15 protein-coding genes are annotated in these 15,123 nt (G+C 36.4%); all 15 read left to right on the plus strand.

What is annotated here, in order from left to right:
- A complete protein-coding gene (gene smc, locus ACEPXG_RS06485; RefSeq protein WP_391208607.1) occupies positions 1 to 3,555 on the plus strand; it encodes a chromosome segregation protein SMC in 3,555 nt (1,184 codons plus the stop codon).
- A gap of 22 nt (positions 3,556 to 3,577) precedes the next feature.
- Positions 3,578 to 4,600, plus strand: coding sequence for a signal recognition particle-docking protein FtsY (ftsY, locus tag ACEPXG_RS06490; RefSeq protein WP_391208609.1), 1,023 nt, complete (start codon positions 3,578 to 3,580; stop codon positions 4,598 to 4,600).
- 195 nt (positions 4,601 to 4,795) lie between these two features.
- A complete protein-coding gene (locus ACEPXG_RS06495) occupies positions 4,796 to 5,125 on the plus strand; it encodes a putative DNA-binding protein (protein ID WP_391208610.1) in 330 nt (109 codons plus the stop codon).
- Positions 5,126 to 5,137: 12 nt separating this feature from the next.
- Positions 5,138 to 6,493, plus strand: a complete 1,356-nt coding sequence (ffh, locus tag ACEPXG_RS06500; protein WP_391208612.1) for a signal recognition particle protein — start codon at positions 5,138 to 5,140, stop codon at positions 6,491 to 6,493.
- 103 nt (positions 6,494 to 6,596) lie between these two features.
- On the plus strand, positions 6,597 to 6,869 hold the full coding sequence (gene rpsP, locus ACEPXG_RS06505) for a 30S ribosomal protein S16 (protein WP_093263327.1): 273 nt from the start codon (positions 6,597 to 6,599) through the stop codon (positions 6,867 to 6,869).
- Between the two features lie 14 nt (positions 6,870 to 6,883).
- Positions 6,884 to 7,117: a KH domain-containing protein gene (locus tag ACEPXG_RS06510; RefSeq protein WP_151699451.1), complete on the plus strand. Its 234-nt coding sequence runs from the start codon at positions 6,884 to 6,886 to the stop codon at positions 7,115 to 7,117.
- A gap of 53 nt (positions 7,118 to 7,170) precedes the next feature.
- Positions 7,171 to 7,686, plus strand: a complete 516-nt coding sequence (gene rimM / locus ACEPXG_RS06515; RefSeq protein WP_391208615.1) for a ribosome maturation factor RimM — start codon at positions 7,171 to 7,173, stop codon at positions 7,684 to 7,686.
- Positions 7,686 to 8,414 carry a tRNA (guanosine(37)-N1)-methyltransferase TrmD gene (gene trmD, locus ACEPXG_RS06520; protein WP_391209806.1) on the plus strand — a complete coding sequence of 243 codons (729 nt, stop codon included), beginning with the start codon at positions 7,686 to 7,688 and terminating at the stop codon, positions 8,412 to 8,414. The genes rimM and trmD overlap by 1 nt, the downstream gene beginning before the upstream one ends.
- Positions 8,415 to 8,555: 141 nt before the next feature.
- Positions 8,556 to 8,900, plus strand: a complete 345-nt coding sequence (gene rplS / locus ACEPXG_RS06525) for a 50S ribosomal protein L19 (protein ID WP_391209808.1) — start codon at positions 8,556 to 8,558, stop codon at positions 8,898 to 8,900.
- Positions 8,901 to 9,295: 395 nt separating this feature from the next.
- Complete coding sequence (gene lepB, locus ACEPXG_RS06530) at positions 9,296 to 9,859, plus strand: signal peptidase I (protein WP_391208618.1); 564 nt, start codon at positions 9,296 to 9,298, stop codon at positions 9,857 to 9,859.
- 84 nt (positions 9,860 to 9,943) lie between these two features.
- Positions 9,944 to 10,792: a ribosome biogenesis GTPase YlqF gene (gene ylqF / locus ACEPXG_RS06535; RefSeq protein ID WP_391208620.1), complete on the plus strand. Its 849-nt coding sequence runs from the start codon at positions 9,944 to 9,946 to the stop codon at positions 10,790 to 10,792.
- 106 nt (positions 10,793 to 10,898) lie between these two features.
- A complete protein-coding gene (locus ACEPXG_RS06540; protein WP_391208622.1) occupies positions 10,899 to 11,669 on the plus strand; it encodes a ribonuclease HII in 771 nt (256 codons plus the stop codon).
- A gap of 4 nt (positions 11,670 to 11,673) precedes the next feature.
- Positions 11,674 to 13,530 (plus strand): hypothetical protein, encoded by a 1,857-nt coding sequence (locus ACEPXG_RS06545; RefSeq protein ID WP_391208624.1) that lies wholly within the window; start codon positions 11,674 to 11,676, stop codon positions 13,528 to 13,530.
- A complete protein-coding gene (locus ACEPXG_RS06550) occupies positions 13,527 to 13,817 on the plus strand; it encodes an EscU/YscU/HrcU family type III secretion system export apparatus switch protein (protein WP_391208626.1) in 291 nt (96 codons plus the stop codon). Before ACEPXG_RS06545 ends, ACEPXG_RS06550 begins: the two co-directional genes overlap by 4 nt.
- Positions 13,818 to 13,952: 135 nt before the next feature.
- Positions 13,953 to 15,113 carry an ADP-forming succinate--CoA ligase subunit beta gene (gene sucC / locus ACEPXG_RS06555; protein WP_391208628.1) on the plus strand — a complete coding sequence of 387 codons (1,161 nt, stop codon included), beginning with the start codon at positions 13,953 to 13,955 and terminating at the stop codon, positions 15,111 to 15,113.
- Positions 15,114 to 15,123: the final 10 nt, after the last annotated feature.

A 15,123-nucleotide genomic window follows, 5' to 3' on the forward strand; every position in this document is an offset into this window, starting at 1 on the left:
TTGTTCCTTAAACGATTAGAGATAATAGGATTTAAATCATTTGCTGACCGAATTGGAATAGATTTTGTTCCGGGAGTAACTGCGGTAGTGGGTCCCAATGGTAGTGGGAAAAGTAATGTAACAGATGCAATTCGATGGGTGTTAGGGGAGCAATCCGCTAAATCCCTTCGAGGTGCAAAAATGGAAGATGTTATTTTTGCAGGAAGCGATTCAAGAAAAGCATTAAATTTTGCAGAAGTCACCTTAATATTGGACAACACGGATCATCGAGTAGCACTCGATTTCGCAGAAATTAGTGTAACTAGAAGAGTATTTCGTTCTGGAGATAGTGAATATCTATTAAACAAGCAAACATGCAGATTGAAAGACATCACAGATTTATTTATGGATTCTGGTCTTGGAAAAGAAGCTTTTTCGATCATTTCTCAGGGGCGAGTAGATGAAATTTTAAATAGCCGACCTGAAGATAGAAGAACTATATTTGAAGAAACAGCAGGAGTGCTTAAATATAAACAACGTAAGAAGAAAGCAGAATTCAAACTTATTGAGACAGATGACAATTTAAATCGAGTATTGGATATTTTACATGAATTAGATAGTCGGATGGAACCTCTTCAAATACAATCCTCGCTTGCATCAGACTATTTGAAAATGTCTGATGAATTAAAGGGTATTGAAATTGCAGTTATCTCACATGATTTAAACTTATTTGTTCGAGAAAGCGCAGAACTACATACAAAACTCCGAGCACTTGAAGAAACGAAACAAGCGCTTCTATTACAAATAAATGATATAGAAGCAAGCATTCAAACAGATAGAAAAGTAATGTCTAATATTGACGAAAAATTGGATGTTGGGCAAAGTGAACTAGTAGAAGCAAGTTCCGAATTAGAGCGTTTAGAGGGCAGAAAGCTTTTACTTGCAGAGAAAAAGCAAAATGCTAGTCAACAAATTTCTCAGTTAAGAAGAGCGCTGGTTGAAGAGCAAGAAAAGCTGGAAGTACTGGAATTTCAACTGAAAGAAAATAATGTATCTAAGTCAGAAAAGCAAGTTCTACTAAAAGAACTTCGTTTAAAAAAACTACAAATTGAAACAGTTTTAAGTAAATCTGCTTCTGAGTTAGAAGAAGAGATAGAAGAATTAAAAAGTACTTATATTGATTTATTAAACGAAGAAGCGACCATGAAAAATGAAATGAAACATATGGAACAGCAACTTCAGTTTGAACTCATCTCTGCTGAAAAAATGATGGAAGATTATCGTGAAATAAAAGAAGAATTAGAGAAACTGACAAATCGCAAAAATGAACTAGACCTTTCTCTTTCTTCTTGTCAGAAAGAGTTAGCAGAAAAACTGCTCAATTTCAAAACAAAACGTGAAGTAGCTGAACAGCTTGAACGTGGGTTTGAAGAGCAACAAACGATGCTGCAAAAAGCATATCAAATGAAACATCAAATGCAAGCAAGAAAAGACTCTTTAGAAGAATTAGAATCTGAGTTTTCTGGATTCTTCCAAGGAGTAAAAGAAGTATTAATCGCACGTGATAAAAAAGAGTTGAATGGAATTCATGGTGCAGTAGCAGAGTTGATCCAAATTCCTCATACGTATATGAGCGCTATTGATACATCTATCGGTCAACAGTCCCAACATATTATTACAGATACTAGTCAAGACGCACGTGTGGCAATTGATTGGCTGAAAAAGAAAAGAGTAGGAAGAGCAACATTCCTTCCCCTTCAAGTGATGAAATCTCGTAAATTAAATGAGCAAACATTATCGATGATTAAACAGCATCCATCTTTTGTTAATACAGCAGATAAACTAGTAAATTACAATGATGGGTATCAAATTATTGTAGAAAATCTACTTGGTAATGTTATTGTTGCAAAAGATTTAAAAGGTGCAAATGAAATGGCATCTCGCTTGCAATACAAATACCGATTTGTCACGTTAGATGGAGATGTAGTGAATGCAGGTGGTTCTTTAACGGGTGGTTCTGTTAAGCAGCAATCTTCTTTATTTACACGTAAAGTAGAATTGGAACAGCTAAATGATAAATTAATAGAATTAGAAAAATCTGTATTACAAGCAGAAAAATCCGTTTCTGCAAAAAAACAAGAAGTACAGATGTTAAGAGTGGAATTAGAAGAAACTCGACTTGCTGGAGAGAATTTAAGAGCTCAAGAACTTACACTACTTTCTGAAACGAGAGAATGTGCTGCGATTATTTCTAGGCTTACAAGCCAGTTACTTGAGTACGATGAAGAAAAGACAGAAAAAGTGAATCTTCAATCTAACTTAGTTCGTAAAAAAGAAAAAACGACTTCAAGAGACGCAGAGATAAAAGAAGCGTTGGCTACTATTCAAGGGACGATTGACGACCTACAACATTTGAAATTGCAATCAATCGAAGAAAAAGACAAATTTCAAAATGAGCTAGGTATGTTATTATCTCAGATTGCAGTAGTAAATGAACAAGTCACACAGCAAGAAAGAGAAAAAACGCAATTTGTGAATTCGGTCCAATCGAGCACACAAAAAATAGACACATTACAAAAAGAAATTGCATGGTATGAGAATGACGATCAAGCAGGTCCTTCAGCCGAAGAATTAACGAATCTAATTGCGCAGCATAAAATGACAAAAGACCGGTTAATCGAGCAAATACAAGGTGGAAAAATGGGCAGAATAGAACTTGTTCAAAATATTAGTCGCTCTGAAAGTTCTCTCAAACACCTTCAACAACAAGCGGGATTACTAACCAATGAAGAACGTTCTTTTGAAATTAAACTAAGTAAATTAGAAGTGGAGATAAATACTTTACAAAATCACTTAGAAGAAACTTATGAGTTGACTTTAGAGGAAGCGGAGCGTGATTTTTCTTTTGAAATGGAAGAACATCTAGCTCGTAAAAAAGTCACTTTATTAAAACGCTCGATTGAAGAACTTGGTCCGATTAATCTGGGAGCTATTCAAGAATTTGAACAAGTGAGTGAGCGCCATTCATTCCTAACAGAACAACGCGAAGATTTACTTTCTGCCCAAGAGACATTACATGAAGTGATTAAAGAAATGGATGAAGAAATGATAATCCGCTTCGAAAGTACTTTTAATGACATTCAGCGGCATTTTAAAGTAGTTTTTCGGGAACTATTTGGTGGTGGCCAAGCAGATTTGATATTAACGGATCCGTCTTCATTACTTGAAACAGGGATTGATATTATCGCACAACCTCCAGGGAAAAAACTGCAAAACCTAACACTTTTATCCGGTGGAGAGCGTGCATTAACTGCTATTGCATTATTGTTCGCTATACTTCATACACGTCCAGTACCATTTTGTATTCTGGATGAAGTGGAAGCGGCGTTAGATGAAGCAAATGTTACTCGTTATAGTAATTATTTAAAGAAATTCAGCCATGATACGCAATTTATCGTGATCACGCATCGTAAAGGAACGATGGAAGGTGCGGATGTCTTATATGGTATAACTATGCAAGAATCCGGTATTTCTAAATTAGTTTCTGTTAAATTGGAAGAGGAATTGGTAACATAAAGTGGATTAAAGGAGCCTAGATATGAGTTTTTTTAAGAAATTTAAAGAAAAAATGCTTGGAACGAAGGAAGAAATTGAAGAAACAGTTTCGATTACGAATAAGTTCAAAGAAGGTTTAGCTAAGACCAGAAACCAATTTACTTCCAAAGTAAATGATCTTGTTGCTAAGTATCGAAAAGTAGATGAAGATTTTTTCGAAGAATTAGAAGAAATATTACTACAAGCGGATGTTGGCTTTGAAACGGTGTCCGAGTTAATGGAATCATTACGTTTTGAAGTACAACGAAAAAACATAAAAGATACGGCAAGTATTCAATCTGTTATTTCAGAAAAACTAGTGGAAATTTATGAAGCTGGTGAAGACAATGTAACGGAACTTCAACTGGAGAATGAGGGATTATCTGTTATTTTATTTGTCGGAGTAAATGGAGTAGGGAAAACAACGACTATTGGAAAACTTGCCCACCGTCTAAAAAGTGAAGGTAAAAAAGTAATGCTTGCTGCAGGAGATACATTCCGTGCAGGTGCCATCGAGCAACTTCAAGTTTGGGGCGACAGAGTAGGTGTAGAAGTGATTAAACAAGCGGAAGGTTCTGACCCTGCCGCAGTTATGTATGACGCTATAAGAGCAGCAAAAACGCGAAATGCAGATGTGTTAATATGTGACACTGCCGGGCGTCTTCAAAACAAAGTGAATTTAATGAATGAGCTAGAAAAAATTCATCGTGTTATTTCAAGGGAAATTCCGAATGCTCCGCACGAAGTTTTGCTTGCGCTAGATGCTACCACTGGTCAAAATGCGCTTGTGCAAGCACAGACGTTCAAGGAAGCAACAAATGTAACGGGGATTGTGTTAACGAAGCTAGACGGCACTGCAAAAGGTGGTATCGTACTTGCAATTCGCACAAAGCTTCATATCCCTGTTAAATTTGTTGGATTAGGCGAGCAAATGGACGATTTACAGCCTTTTGATTCAGAGAAATATGTATACGGTCTTTTTGCTGAAGGTTTAGAACTTGAAAGTGAAAATGAATCAGACAAGTAATTTTACTTGACAGAAGAACAATCTGTTAATAAACTAGAGGATGACAAATATAATTCACTGGTCGTCCAAATACACAGTGAATTATATAGCCTCCGGCGGATGTCACAGATTTTGAAAGGGTTCAATTGTGTGCACAATTCAAAATCTGGACGCAATTACGCCGAGGAGTAATTGATTTGGTAAGGAGAGATGGGAATGATTGAAAAAACAACTCGTATGAATTTTCTCTTCGATTTTTACCAAGCTTTATTAACAGACAAACAAAGAAGCTATATGCAGCTTTACTATTTAGATGATTTATCACTTGGAGAAATAGCGGAAGAATATGATATTTCGAGACAAGCAGTTTATGATAATATTCGCCGCACAGAAGCAATGTTAGAAGAGTACGAGGAAAAACTTAGTCTTTTTTCAAAGTTTCAAAATCGTCAAGAAACAATCGAACAGCTGCTGCTAGTAGCAAAGGATCAATCATCTGAAAACACACTGATTCAACTCATTATTCAATTAAAAGAATGGGATTAGGAGGCGGCATGCATGGCATTTGAAGGATTAGCTGAACGACTTCAAGGGACGCTTCAGAAAATTAAAGGAAAAGGAAAAATTTCTGAGGCCGACGTAAAAGAAATGATGAGAGACGTTCGGTATGCACTTTTAGAAGCAGACGTAAACTTGAAAGTAGTAAAAGAGTTCGTCAAAAATGTTTCAGAACGTGCCGTTGGGCAAGACGTGATGAAGAGTTTAACACCTGGTCAACAAGTCATTAAAATCGTAAAAGATGAGCTGACGAAGTTGATGGGTGGAGAGCAAAGTCAAATCTCTTTTTCAACAAGACCACCAACTGTTATTATGATGGTCGGGTTACAAGGTGCAGGTAAAACGACTACCACAGGTAAATTAGCAAGTTTACTGCGAAAAAAGTATAACAAAAAGCCACTTCTTGTAGCTGCAGATATTTATCGTCCAGCAGCTGTGCAACAGCTTGAAACGTTAGGTAAGCAGTTGTCTTTACCTGTATTTTCTTTAGGAACTGATATTTCACCTGTAGAAATTGTAAAACAAGCAATAGAGCATGCAAAAGAAGAGCATAATGATGTCGTCATCATTGATACGGCGGGACGTCTTCATATTGACGAAATACTTATGCAGGAGTTAAAAGATATTCGTGCGATCAAAGAACCGGATGAAGTATTTTTAGTCGTGGATGCAATGACAGGTCAAGATGCGGTCAATGTAGCGAATAATTTTAATGAGACAATTGGCATTACAGGTGTCGTATTAACAAAGCTTGATGGAGATACCCGAGGTGGGGCAGCTCTATCAATCCGTTCAGTTACGCAAAAGCCTATTAAGTTTGTTGGTATGGGAGAAAAAATGGATGCTTTAGAACCCTTCCATCCAGAACGAATGGCTTCTCGTATTTTAGGTATGGGAGATATGATGTCGCTTATAGAGAAAGCACAAGCGAATGTTGATGAAGAGAAAGCGAAGGAACTAGAAGAAAAATTCCGTACGCAATCTTTTACATTTGATGACTTTTTAGAGCAAATTAGTCAAGTTAAAAAAATGGGACCATTGGATGAAATTTTAAAAATGCTTCCAGGAGCAGGTAAAATTAAAGGTTTGGAAAATGCGAAAGTCGATGAAAAACAAATGGATCGCGTAGAAGCGATTATTTATTCCATGACAACGCAAGAAAAAACAACACCTGAAATTATTAATGGACCAAGAAAAAAGCGGATTGCAAAAGGATCTGGAACGACGATACAAGATATCAACAGATTATTAAAGCAATTCGAAGATATGAAAAAAATGATGAAACAAATGACAAACATGCAGTCTAAAGGGAAGAAAAAGATGAAAATGCCTGGTTTAGACTCGCTTTTTAAATAAATTCCCCATAAAAAAATGGGGTGTTAAGAAAAAACACTTTACAAACAAATAAAAGCTTGATAATATACTATCTTGTGTGAAACTATTCGGAGGTGCAATAAAAATGGCAGTTAAAATTCGTTTAAAACGTATGGGAGCAAAAAAATCTCCTTTCTATCGTATTGTAGTAGCAGACTCTCGCGCTCCACGTGATGGTCGTCAAATTGAAACAGTAGGTACTTATAATCCACTTACTAAACCAGCTGAAGTTAAAATTAACGAGGAATTAGCGTTAAAATGGCTTCAAGACGGTGCGAAACCATCTGATACAGTACGTAACTTGTTCTCAGAACAAGGAATTATGGAAAAATTCCATAACGCAAAACTCGGCAAATAATCGGAGGGGACAATGTGAAGCAGCTGATCGAAGCAATCGTAAAACCATTAGTTGATTATCCAGATAAGGTTCAGATTGAAAAAGAAGAAAGCGTAAACCGTATAGTTTATAAGCTATCTGTTCATCCTGAAGATATGGGGAAAGTAATTGGCAAACAAGGGCGAGTAGCGAAAGCGATTCGTACTATTGTTTACTCAGCGGCAGGCAGTCACCAGAAGAAAAAAACATATGTCGACATTCTAGATTAATGTACAAAAAGGGAGAACAATTTGTTCTTCCTTTTTTGATAGGAGGTATTTTTATGGAATGGTTTAACGTTGGTAAAATCGTAAATACACATGGTATTTGGGGAGAAATTCGTGTTATATCTACCACAGACTTTCCTGATGAACGCTATGAAGTAGGAAGTGAACTTGGGCTTTATAAAGCAGATGGATCAAAACCGATTATTGTGAAAGTGGCTAGTCATAGAAAACATAAAAACTTTGATTTGTTAACTTTTGAAGGATATACATTGTTAAAGGATGTTGAACCTTTAAGAGGTGCGGTATTAAAAGTATCGGAAAAATATCTTTCTGATTTAGAAGATAACGAATTCTATTATCATGAAATTATTGGCTGTTCCGTTGAATCAACGGAAGGTGAAATAATTGGAACTATTACAGAAATTATTCAAACAGGTGCCAATGATGTGTGGACTGTTCAACCGACAAAAGGGAAGACGCATTATATTCCTTATATTGAGGATGTAGTAAAAACGGTAGATATTGATAATAAAAAGATCATTATTGAAGTGTTAGACGGTTTATTATCATGATGAACATTCATATTCTTTCGCTTTTTCCAGAAATGTTTGCAGGTGTTTTTAATACATCCATTTTGAAAAAAGCACAGGAAAAGAATGAAGTGGTACTAAACGTAGTGAATTTCCGAGATTTTTCTGGAAACAAACATCACCAGGTCGATGATTATCCATATGGTGGCGGTGCTGGAATGGTATTAAAGCCAGAACCCATCTTTAATGCAGTTGAGTCTCTCACTTCAAATAAGGAGCAAAAGAGACGCATTATATTACTTTGTCCTCAAGGAGAGCGCTTCTCCCAACAAAAAGCGGAAGAACTTTCTCGAGAGGAAGAGCTTATTTTCATTTGCGGACATTATGAAGGTTATGATGAACGCATCCGAGAGCATCTTATAACAGATGAAATTTCCTTGGGAGATTTTGTGCTTACTGGAGGAGAGCTTGCCGCAATGACTATCGTAGACAGTGTCGTTAGGCTATTGCCAAATGTTTTAGGGAATGCGGAGTCACATGAAAAAGATTCTTTTTCAACCGGCCTTCTTGAGCATCCGCATTACACACGTCCAGTAGAGTATCGAGGATACAAAGTACCTGATGTATTATTATCGGGAAATCATGCGGAGATTGAAAAATGGAGAAGAGAACAGTCTCTAAAACGTACATCGGATAGAAGGCCCGAGTTATTAGCAACAGCTGAATTGAATGAAGGAGATAAACAAGTCCTTCGCATGTTAAAAGCGTAACAGAAATAACGATTAAATTATTGCAACAAGAGATCTGTTATGTTATATTCTATTATGTACTTCTATGTGAAGTGCGCATTTTGGGTGTTCCGCTGCAACAGTTAATGGGTGTAAGAACATTCTATACAAGGAGAGAAAATGATGCAAAACATTATTTCAGAAATCACAAAAGAACAATTACGCTCAGATCTTCCTACTTTCCGCCCAGGTGACACAGTTCGTGTACACGTTAAGGTAGTAGAGGGAACTCGTGAACGTATCCAAATGTACGAAGGTGTTGTTATTAAACGTCGTGGTGGCGGAATTAGCGAAACTTTTACAGTTCGTAAAATCTCTTCCGGCGTTGGTGTTGAACGTACATTCCCTGTACACACACCGAAAATTGCAAACTTAGAAATTATTCGTCGTGGTAAAGTTCGTCGTGCTAAATTGTACTACTTACGCGATCTACGCGGTAAAGCGGCTCGTATTAAAGAACGTCGCTAATAGTAAAAAAAGTAAATGTTGTAGCAAAAGTGAACCCACTTTTGCTACAACATTTTTTCATAAAAGCAAAAGAAAATCAGTTCATACTCATACTCATTTTCGTTGCAAGACTTCTTTTTACGCTTCGTCTCACATAAAGTTAACTCGTTATATAGAGAAATGGTTGCTTTCACGATAAAATTGGTTTCTCTAATATACTTTTTTCCTTTTATAAAATAGCAAAAGGTGAAATTATATTTTTTCGGCTGCTGATATCTCTTTAATAAGTGTCTATCATTTAGATATGTCACAAAAACGTTCGGAAATCATTACTAAAAATAAAATTCTTTCTTTTCTTTTTGCTTGAAATAGATTTTCCTTGTACAATAAAGGGAGCATATAAAGGGGGCAAGTTGATGGAACGAGTGAAGAAAGAAAAGAACGAATTATGGGAGTGGTCCAAAGCCCTGTTAATTGCCTTTGGTATCGCCGCGATTATTCGTTTCTTTTTATTTACACCAATAGTAGTAGACGGTGAATCAATGATGCCGACTTTAAAAAATGGTGACCGAATGGTTGTCAATAAAATTGGTTATATGGTTGGTGAACCACATCGTTTTGATATAGTTGTATTTCATGCTCCAGAGCAAAAAAATTACATTAAACGTGTAATTGGACTTCCTGGAGATCGTGTTGAATATAAAAATGATCAGCTATACATTAACGGCAAAGCAATTCCAGAACCATATTTAGATCAGTACAAAAGTGAAATTACGGAGGGGTCTTTAACAGATGACTTCACGTTAGCAGAGACAGCTGCCCAAGTGGATAAAATTCCAGAAGGTTATATTTTTGTAATGGGAGATAACCGAAGATACAGTAAAGATAGTCGACTTATTGGTTTGGTTGCAATTGATGAGATAATTGGAAATACAAATCTCGTCTTCTGGCCATTTGATGAAATTGGCTTTGTGAAATAGTAAAAACGAAAATTATTGGAATAATTGAAAGTTAGAAAGTAGAAGAGTAAATACTTTCTCATCCTTTAAAGGAGGAGATATAACATGACCATACAATGGTTTCCGGGTCATATGGCCAAAGCAAGAAGAGAAGTTACAGAGAATTTAAAACTGGTGGATATCATTTTTGAATTAGTAGATGCACGTTTGCCGTTATCTTCTAGAAATCCGATGATCGATCAAGTCGTACATCAAAAAACGAGATTACTTATATTAAATAAGATGGACATGGCAGATGAAATGGAAACAAAAAAATGGATAGCCTATTTTGACTCAAAAGGGCTTCCTACAGTGACGATAAACTCTTTAGAAGGAAAAGGTCTACAAGCTGTCTTTAAAGCCGCTAAAGAGCTTTTAAAGCCCAAATGGGATCGGATGAAAGAAAGAGGTATAAAACCTCGAGCAATTCGAGCGATGATTGTTGGTATTCCGAACGTCGGAAAATCCACACTGATTAATCGATTTGCTAAAAAGAACATTGCAAAAACTGGTAATACACCTGGCCTTACTAAGAGGCAGCAATGGATAAAAGTCGAAAGGGAAATCGAATTACTGGATACTCCTGGTATTCTTTGGCCTAAATTCGAAGACCAACAAGTTGGCTATAAGCTTGCATTAACTGGAGCTATAAAAGATGCGCTGATCAATATGGAAGATTTAGCAGTGTACGGACTTCGATTTTTGCAAGAACATTATCCAAAGCGCATGGAAGATAGATATCAATTGACAGAAGTTAGTGAAGACTTAGTGGAAACTTTCGATCATATTGGAAAGTTAAGAAGATGTTTTGCTGGCGGTGGAGAGATTGACTACGATCAAGTAGCCGAACTAATCGTACGAGATATTCGAAATCTTCATTTAGGTCGCTTAACTTTTGATAATGTAACTGAATAAAACAAAAAAATTTACCCTTTTTGCCATTTGGTGAAAAGGGTTTTCTCGATTTTTCCATAAATATACCGATACATATACTAATACTTAGAAAGTTGATGTGAACCAAATGTTAAGCTTGAAAGAAATAAAAGGAAAGTTAGAAAGTACGATTACTTGGCAGTCGTGGATGAATGAATTGGAGACGGATAGTAGAATTGGTGCAATCAAGTTATTAAATACTTGGAAGAACAAGCAATCTCAACTTGAAAAAGAAATACTTGCACATGAAGAAAAGTGTTTGTTTGATGCAAGCTTTTGCCGACACAAGACAGACTTAGTGGCTGGTGTAGATGAAGCAGGACGCGGTCCACTTGCTGGACCAGTAGTTACAGCAGCAGTCATCTTAAATGACAATACAGATGAACTTATCGGTTTAAATGACTCCAAACAAATATCAAAGAAGAAACGGCAAGAACTAGCGATTAAAATAAAAAATAATGCAATCAGCTATTTTATTCATTTTCAATCTGTAGAAAAAATAGATGAACTTAATATCTACGAAGCAACAAAACAGTCTATGACAGAAGCGGTCTTAAATTTAAAGGAACGTCCATCAGTAGTTTTGGTTGATGCGATGAAACTTCCGATTGTGATAGAAACGCACTCTATTATAAAAGGGGATGCTAAAAGTTTGGCAATTGCAGCAGCATCTATACTAGCGAAAACCGCACGTGATGACTATATGGATCAATTACATGAAGAATACCCGCAGTATTTATTTAACAAGCACGCCGGGTATGGTACGAAACAACATGTAGACATGATCTATCAGTACGGTCCTACTATCCATCATAGGAAAACATTCGAACCGATTAAATCATTAATAAAAATGAGGTGAATAAATGTCTTCTACATCTTTTACGTCCATTCAATCCCAATCGACACAAGTAATTACATCAAATACTCAAGTATCCATGAAAGAAGGACAAGTTGTTCACGGAACCATTAAAAAATTGTTTCCAAACCAAACGGCAGAAGTACAAATTGGCAATCAAAAAGTAATTGCAAAACTTGAAACTCCACTTAAAGCCGGAGATGCTCATTTTTTTCAAGTGACCAAATCAGAGCCTGAACTGCAATTAAAAGTAGTATCAGGACCGCTAACCCAAGGAAACTCACTGTCTCAACAAGCGCAGCAACTTTTGCAAGTGATGAATTTAACTAAAACTACAGAAATGCAAGCAGTCGTTCAATTTTATCTAAAAGAACAATTACCAATTTCAAAAGACTTATTACTCCAAGTAGAACAATTATTAAAGCAACTTCCTTCCAATTCGACTATGAATGAAGGGTTAGAAGCAATCCGCAAGATGACGGAGCTGAAATTCCCTTTAACGCAACAAATAGTTGAATCTGTATTAAGCGGGAAGTCTACAAATGGTTTACAAACACTTATTCAGGATTTCAAAGTTGCTTTACGAGAGGATTTTTCTGTTTCTTCCAGTATAAAAAACAATATACTTCAGACTTTGCAAAAAATAGCAGAGCCATTTGGAGAGCCTGTTGCAGGAGCATTGATAGGAAGACTAATAGAAAATTTACAAAATCCACAAATAAGCATGGGTACTAAGTTTCCTTTGCTGCAGGCGTTAAAAGAAGCAGAAGTCTTACCGATAACTGCATCGTTGCATAATATTGTGCCAGCTTCTGCATCTGTTTCCATATCAAATTCTGCAGGTAATATTATGAATAAGCTAACCGAAATGCCAGCCAATGAACAAAACTCGATAATCACACAACTTCGAGACTGGATAAGTGCTCAACCCTTGTTAACGACGGGGCAAAAAGAACAAATACTATCTTTATTTAAGGATAGTGGCCAGCCAATGCAAATTTCAACAGTGAGTAATGCGCTAGTGCAAGTTTTTGCCGAGCAAAGTCAGCAAGCTATCTTCTCAAAAGATGCACATGGTCTGACTGCAAGGGAACATCTATTATCTTTACTGGGAAAAGCTGCAAATGCTGACGTAGTTAGTCAAACACTTCAACAGGTCATTTCAATGAGTAAGAATAGTTCACAAACAATTTTTTCTGCTTCACTACAACAAACGGAAGAACAAGTACTAAATCAGCTAGATGGAAAAGCATTTGAACATGCGATGAAAGAAGTATTAAAAAATCTTGGGTTTAGTTACGAAGCAAAAATTAACCATCCTAATGAAGACGTAAGAAAGCTTGCTTTAGAGTTAAAACCACAGCTAGTGGAGTTAATTCAAAATCAAACTATCTCTTCTCCACTAAAAGATCATGCGCATTTACTATTAAATCGCATGAATGGCTTGCAAATGCTATCAAATGAAAATGGACCTCAGCATCAGTTGTTAATGCAAGTTCCTCTAGAATTTCTAGGAAAGAAAATGGATGCTACGCTTGAATGGAATGGACGAATGAAAGAAAATGGAAAAATTGATTCAGATTTTGCGAGAATTATGTTTTATTTGCAATTGGACGCTTTAAAAGAAACAGTAGTGGACATGCAAGTTCAAAACCGAGTTGTCACAATCTCTTTATACAATAATGATGCCAGCTTGAAACCAATAGCGAACGCGTTGAAAGATTCTCTAAAAGAAGGACTTTTGACAGTAGGGTATAAACTATCTGGTGTTTTTATGAAGACCTTTGACGATCACAAACTTTCCTCGCAATTAAACTCAAAATTACTTTCAAAAGAATCACAGGGAGTAGACATAAGAATATGACAGATGAAAAACATGCACGAAAAGAAGCGGTTGCTTTAAGTTATAAACCAGGCATTATACAAGCACCAACGGTTGTAGCGAAAGGGAAAGGGAAAATAGCTGAAAATATTTTACTCAAGGCAAAAGAGCATAATGTGCCGATTCAAGAGGATCCAAGTTTAGTAGAACTTCTGGGGCAATTAGATATTAATCAATCTATTCCGGAAGAGTTGTATCAGGCGGTAGCTGAGGTGTTTTCATTCGTTTATAAATTGGATAAAGAAAAAAGTAAACATACAAATTTGTAGTATTAAATTCGACAAGGTATCCGAATATTCGCAGTTTAATAGAAATACTGTACTTTTGTAGACAAGATGTGACTGTTTTATTACAATGGGGTAGGTAGTAAATTACTGGACATAAGTTTGATTGGAGGATGTAAAATGAATATCCATGAATATCAAGGTAAACAACTCCTCAGACAATATGGCGTAGCAGTTTCTAACGGGATTGTAGCTTTCTCACCTGAAGAGGCAGTTAAAGCAGCGAAAGAGTTAGGCTCAAGCGTTATTGTTGTTAAAGCACAAATTCACGCAGGTGGTCGTGGTAAAGCTGGTGGGGTAAAAATCGCGAAAAATTTAGATGAAGTACGTGAATACGCGAAGGAACTATTAGGAAAAGTGTTAGTTACACACCAAACTGGTCCTGAAGGTAAAGAAATTAAACGTTTACTGATCGAAGAAGGTAGCGATATCAAGAAGGAATATTATGTAGGTTTAGTATTAGACCGTGCAACTTCTCGTGTAACTTTAATGGGCTCTGAAGAGGGCGGTATGGATATCGAAGAAGTAGCAGCAAATAATCCTGAGAAATTATTCTACGAAGAAATCGATCCAGTTGTAGGCTTAACAGGCTTCCAAGCTCGTCGTATGGCTTTTAAAATGAATATACCAGCTAAACTTGTAAACAAAGCAGCTAAGTTCATGCTTGGCTTATATCAAGTTTATAAAGAAAAAGATGCTTCTATTGTTGAAATTAACCCGTTAGTAGTAACGAACGATGACAACGTATTAGCACTTGATGCAAAATTCAACTTCGATGCAAATGCTTTATACCGTCATGCTGATATTCTTGAAATGCGTGATTATGATGAAGAAGATGCAAAAGAAATTGAAGCTTCTAAATTTGACTTAAGCTATATTTCTTTAGATGGAAATATCGGTTGTATGGTTAATGGAGCAGGACTAGCTATGGCAACAATGGATACGATTAGCTATTACGGCGGTTCACCCGCAAACTTCCTTGACGTTGGGGGCGGTGCTACAGCTGAAAAGGTTACAGAAGCATTCAAAATCATCCTTTCTGATGTAAACGTAAAAGGTATTTTCGTTAATATCTTCGGTGGTATCATGAAATGTGACGTAATCGCAGAAGGTGTTATTATTGCTGCGAAAGAAGTTGGTCTTGCTGTACCATTAGTAGTACGTTTAGAAGGTACGAATGTTGACTTAGGTAAGAAATTATTAAATGAATCTGGCTTAAATATTATTGCTGCTGACTCTATGGCAGACGGTGCTCAAAAAATCGTTAATCTTGTAGGATAAGAAAGGCAGG

Source organism: Psychrobacillus sp. L4 (assembly GCF_042944905.1).
Lineage (GTDB): Bacteria > Bacillota > Bacilli > Bacillales_A > Planococcaceae > Psychrobacillus.

What these genes read in the sequence shown, in the direction of transcription:
- ffh (WP_391208612.1), top strand. Translation starts at nt 5,138, where the DNA reads ATGGCATTTGAAGGATTAGCTGAACGACTTCAAGGGACGCTTCAGAAA.
- sucC (WP_391208628.1), top strand. Translation starts at nt 13,953, where the DNA reads ATGAATATCCATGAATATCAAGGTAAACAACTCCTCAGACAATATGGC.
- trmD (WP_391209806.1), top strand. Translation starts at nt 7,686, where the DNA reads ATGAACATTCATATTCTTTCGCTTTTTCCAGAAATGTTTGCAGGTGTT.
- rplS (WP_391209808.1), top strand. Translation starts at nt 8,556, where the DNA reads ATGCAAAACATTATTTCAGAAATCACAAAAGAACAATTACGCTCAGAT.
- rimM (WP_391208615.1), top strand. Translation starts at nt 7,171, where the DNA reads ATGGAATGGTTTAACGTTGGTAAAATCGTAAATACACATGGTATTTGG.
- ftsY (WP_391208609.1), top strand. Translation starts at nt 3,578, where the DNA reads ATGAGTTTTTTTAAGAAATTTAAAGAAAAAATGCTTGGAACGAAGGAA.
- ACEPXG_RS06550 (WP_391208626.1), top strand. Translation starts at nt 13,527, where the DNA reads ATGACAGATGAAAAACATGCACGAAAAGAAGCGGTTGCTTTAAGTTAT.
- ACEPXG_RS06495 (WP_391208610.1), top strand. Translation starts at nt 4,796, where the DNA reads ATGATTGAAAAAACAACTCGTATGAATTTTCTCTTCGATTTTTACCAA.
- lepB (WP_391208618.1), top strand. Translation starts at nt 9,296, where the DNA reads ATGGAACGAGTGAAGAAAGAAAAGAACGAATTATGGGAGTGGTCCAAA.
- ACEPXG_RS06545 (WP_391208624.1), top strand. Translation starts at nt 11,674, where the DNA reads ATGTCTTCTACATCTTTTACGTCCATTCAATCCCAATCGACACAAGTA.
- ACEPXG_RS06540 (WP_391208622.1), top strand. Translation starts at nt 10,899, where the DNA reads ATGTTAAGCTTGAAAGAAATAAAAGGAAAGTTAGAAAGTACGATTACT.
- ylqF (WP_391208620.1), top strand. Translation starts at nt 9,944, where the DNA reads ATGACCATACAATGGTTTCCGGGTCATATGGCCAAAGCAAGAAGAGAA.
- rpsP (WP_093263327.1), top strand. Translation starts at nt 6,597, where the DNA reads ATGGCAGTTAAAATTCGTTTAAAACGTATGGGAGCAAAAAAATCTCCT.